This window comes from Methanoregula sp. (assembly GCF_002835825.1).
In the GTDB taxonomy this organism is placed as follows: Archaea; Halobacteriota; Methanomicrobia; order Methanomicrobiales; family Methanospirillaceae; genus Methanoregula.
In genome coordinates this window covers 1-3557 of sequence record NZ_PIZH01000237.1, presented here as the reverse complement: position 1 = coordinate 3557, position 3557 = coordinate 1, and the positions used below count along the sequence as shown (strand labels likewise).

Annotated in this window: 4 protein-coding genes; 2 read left to right on the top strand and 2 right to left on the bottom strand. The window is 57.0% G+C overall.

Annotated elements, in window-relative coordinates:
- On the bottom strand, positions 1 to 980 hold a 980-nt coding region (locus tag CW742_RS08930; protein WP_292419353.1), incomplete at its 3' end, for a zinc ribbon domain-containing protein.
- A 206-nt stretch (positions 981 to 1186) separates the two neighbouring features.
- Between CW742_RS08930 and CW742_RS08925 the strand changes: the two genes are divergently transcribed.
- Together CW742_RS08925 and CW742_RS08920 are read left to right on the top strand one after the other, a co-directional pair.
- Entirely contained in the window at positions 1187 to 1417 is a 231-nt protein-coding gene (locus CW742_RS08925) for a hypothetical protein (protein WP_292419350.1), read from the top strand.
- An 82-nt stretch (positions 1418 to 1499) separates the two neighbouring features.
- Positions 1500 to 1667, top strand: a complete 168-nt coding sequence (locus CW742_RS08920) for a hypothetical protein (protein ID WP_292419349.1) — start codon at positions 1500 to 1502, stop codon at positions 1665 to 1667.
- Positions 1668 to 1767: 100 nt separating this feature from the next.
- Here CW742_RS08920 and CW742_RS08915 read toward each other — a convergent pair whose 3' ends face one another.
- A complete protein-coding gene (locus CW742_RS08915; RefSeq protein WP_292419354.1) occupies positions 1768 to 3417 on the bottom strand; it encodes a histidine kinase N-terminal 7TM domain-containing protein in 1650 nt (549 codons plus the stop codon).
- Between the last annotated feature and the right edge of the window lie 140 nt (positions 3418 to 3557).

Genomic DNA, 3557 nt, shown 5'->3' with positions numbered 1-3557 from the left:
GAGTGGAGGGTCTGCGTGGGCTGGGGCAGGAATGCGCAGGCCCGGGACGGGGTGGGTGTTCCCGTGGGCGAAACATTACGGACCGGTGTTTCTTCGATGATTGTCACGCTGCTCTGCGATCCCGCATTATCTTCGGAGGTGAGGGATGGGAGCGCAATGAAAATAACCGCGGCAACGATGACTGCGGCCACAAGCCCGGCCATGAGAAGCCCGGATCGGCCTCTCCGCGGTTTTTGTGCCTTTTTCTCCGGCTGCCCGTCAAGGGAGAGGAGCAGGGCATCGTCAACCTTTACACTGGAACGCTTCGCAGGAGCCGCGGCTGGTTCCTTTGCCGCCCGCTCCTTTCGTGAAACACCCGGCGACCTGCGATGCGATTCCAGCGTCTCGTCCGGATCATACTCCTTCCCGTACAGTTCCAGCAGTTCATCGGTGTCCGGCTCTACGATCTCCTGCGAAGGCCGTTCCTGTGCCATCTTCCGCGCCGGGCGTGTCACCTCCGCGGGAGTTTCGTCATACTCTTCCACCGGCTCCTCTTCATCATCCTGCTCCGTCACTTCCCCCGGTTCCGGCTCATCATCCTGCTCCGGTTCTTCTTCCGGTTCAGCGTGCCGGTGCGAAACCTTCGTTTTTACCGTGATGACCTCAGCATCCCCGGCATCTTCCAGGGATTCAGGCAACGGCCCTTCTTCAGTATCATCCGGTGAAGGGTCCCCTGCTGCCCGTTTCACCGTAACGGTTTTTTCTTCCCTCGCCGGTTGTGCTGGTGTGCCCGGTACGGAACCATCCCCGAGAACCAGCGATCCCCCGCAGAGTTCGCACTGCTCTTTGAAGTGAACGAACTGGGTGCCGCATTTCGTGCAGGTGAAGAGCGCAGGTATCTTTGCACCGCAGGCCTCGCAGAATTTGTCGCCCGGTTTCACGGGACTGCTGCATGCGGGACAGGTGAACGGGTTCTTTTCTGGGGGAACCGGATCCTGCATGGAACGCTGTTAACCGTATACCCATAAAAAATGGTCGCTTCTCCGGGGTGGCACTGGCATATGAGGAATCTTTTTCTCTCCGGTTTTCCCAAGCAGCCCCCTGTCCGTGCGCACGGTATGCGCCCCGCACAATCCTTATCACCCGCTGACCACCATTCTCCCGCATGGTATCGGAGGGAAGAGGCAGGGGAAAAAAGCGAAGACCTGTGGAAGATGTGCTCCAGGAAATGCTTGCCCACACTCTTGATAAACGGGAGGACCTCATCCTCACGTTCGAGACCGATCCGGACAGCGGTGCGGAACGCGTGTACGCTATGACCGGGCAGTTCGTTTCTGAGTGCATGCTCCGCAAGCTTATCGGGCAGGCCGAGTCCCAGCGTGACGAAGGCAGTGTCCTGCTCTGTCAGCGCATGCCAAAGCGCCGTCGCGGTGCTTGATGGCAGGGCACTGACCCGTTCCCTGCACTTTCACCCCCCGCCAGCCTCTCCTTAATACGATCCGGTCGCGGTCTTTTAGATCATGGAATGCCAGTACACCAGTTGTTTTGTTACCTGCCACCGCTGCAACCATGCCTGGACCTACATGGGGATCCGGCTCAACTCTCTCCAGCGTTCGAAAAAACCCGTCAAAGTGGGCTGCCCGCGCTGCCACGCCAAGGTCGCGATGCAGGTAAAAGAGGCGCGGTAATCTCCGATGATAATGCAGGAGAAACGTCGCATCCTCCAGTATCCTGTATTAATCAGCTCCCGGGCACGAGAGTTGAGAACCCTGGACAGGCGGCCGCCCTTCACTCCCGGATCCTGAATTGACCATGAGGAACCTGAAGGGAAAAACAGGCGCCCTCACCGGGTTTTCCGCATTCATGAATAGTAATCCCGGTAACTCCCAGGATCTCGTGAGCGAGAAAGAGCCCGAGTCCCGCATGCATCCCGACACCGCGGTCAAATATCCGGGTTTTCTCTGCAGCCGGTATTCCTTTACCATTGTCCTCATACACAAGGTTAAGGTGCTCACCTTCCCGCTCGCTTCGGATCCGGACCAGCGTAGCCGTTTCCGCATGACGGATGGTATTGTCAGCAAGAATCGCAAACACGCGTTTCATGAGCGGATCAGAAAAGACCTCGATGTCCTCAAGCGTGCAATCAAGGGATATCTTCCTGGCCTCGAGGACCGGCCGGATTCCCGACACAATCTCATGGAGAGAGAGCCATTCGGGAGCGTTAATCCCCAATTCCTCATAATCTCTCGTAAACTCGATCTGGTGCTGGATTGTCAGGACTGCCGCTTCCTGTTTTTGTAACCATTCCTGGACACCGGGATCCGGAACCGACTCTTTTGCGATATCGATATGGAGGAGCAGCGCCGTGATCTGGTTGAGGATGTCATGACGGGTAAAACCGGAAAGGAGGTTGATCTTCTTCCGGGCCTCAGACAGGGCATTCTGTGTCTGCTTTGCTTCTGTGATATCACGGACCAGGATCATCCTGCCCTTGTTGCTTGTGTTCCGTGACCGGATCGGGATGCAGCGCATCTCGAAATACCGGTGTAACCCATTGATGACCTGTTCTGTCTCACGACGTTCTTCCCGGTCCCCGGCCAGCCCTGCAACCCGGATACATTCAAGAGCGGATTCCTGCAGGTTTTCCGAAACGGACAAGCCAATTACTTTGTTCCCGGGAATACCGAGGAAGCGTGCACCGGGAGGGTTCACGCTGATAATCCGGCCCTGGATATCGACAACGATCACGCCATCCCGCATATTTTCGAGGATCTGTTCGTTTGCAATGGGTGTGATATCGAGGAGCTGGAATCTGACCATGCCAATGAGGATGAGGGCCCCGGAGAGGAGGAGTGCCACCGGAGTAGGGTCGATGAGTCCGACCGATCCCACCCGGAACACCAGGATAAGGTTCATGATGAGGGGGATGAGGGTAGCAACGAGAATGACTGTGACCTGGCGGCGATAGACTGTGGATGAGAAAAGGAACCGCTGCAGGATCAGGAGAAGGGTGATCCCGATGAGCAGGTAAGAATAGGCTGCGTGGATCCAGAAGGCCGGTCCATACGTCACCACATGATAGGATAGTCCGAAGAACATCATGTCCGTGACGGTTGTGTAAAAGAGGTAGTGCAGCTCATTGGTGGCTACCAGGATAGTCGTGACCGCGGGGATGATACAGAGCAGGCCGATGTTTTTTGGTGTGAGCAGATCGTCCCGCCCTATGTATTCAAGAGCAAAGAGGAGCCAGGCAACGGGGATGACTGCCATTGCCGGGTATTCCAGGGTGATCGCAAGCATCTGTGTCGGGAGATCCGCACTTGCCAGTTCGAGGGCGGTACAGAACGCCCAGATGCCCGCTGCGAACATCAGGGCCGCGAAAGAACGGGCACAGCCATAGTCCCGTTTGCGCCATCCTGTGGTCCCGAGAGTGAACAGGATCAGCGCTCATGCAATATGGCGGATGAAGTGCGGGGTGCATGACCAGATCATGAGCAGCAGATCCCCGCCCGATTAACAGGTCGTGCTCTCGTGTTTTGCCCGCGACCGTAATCAGCCCCTCACTACGCGAGCTGTCG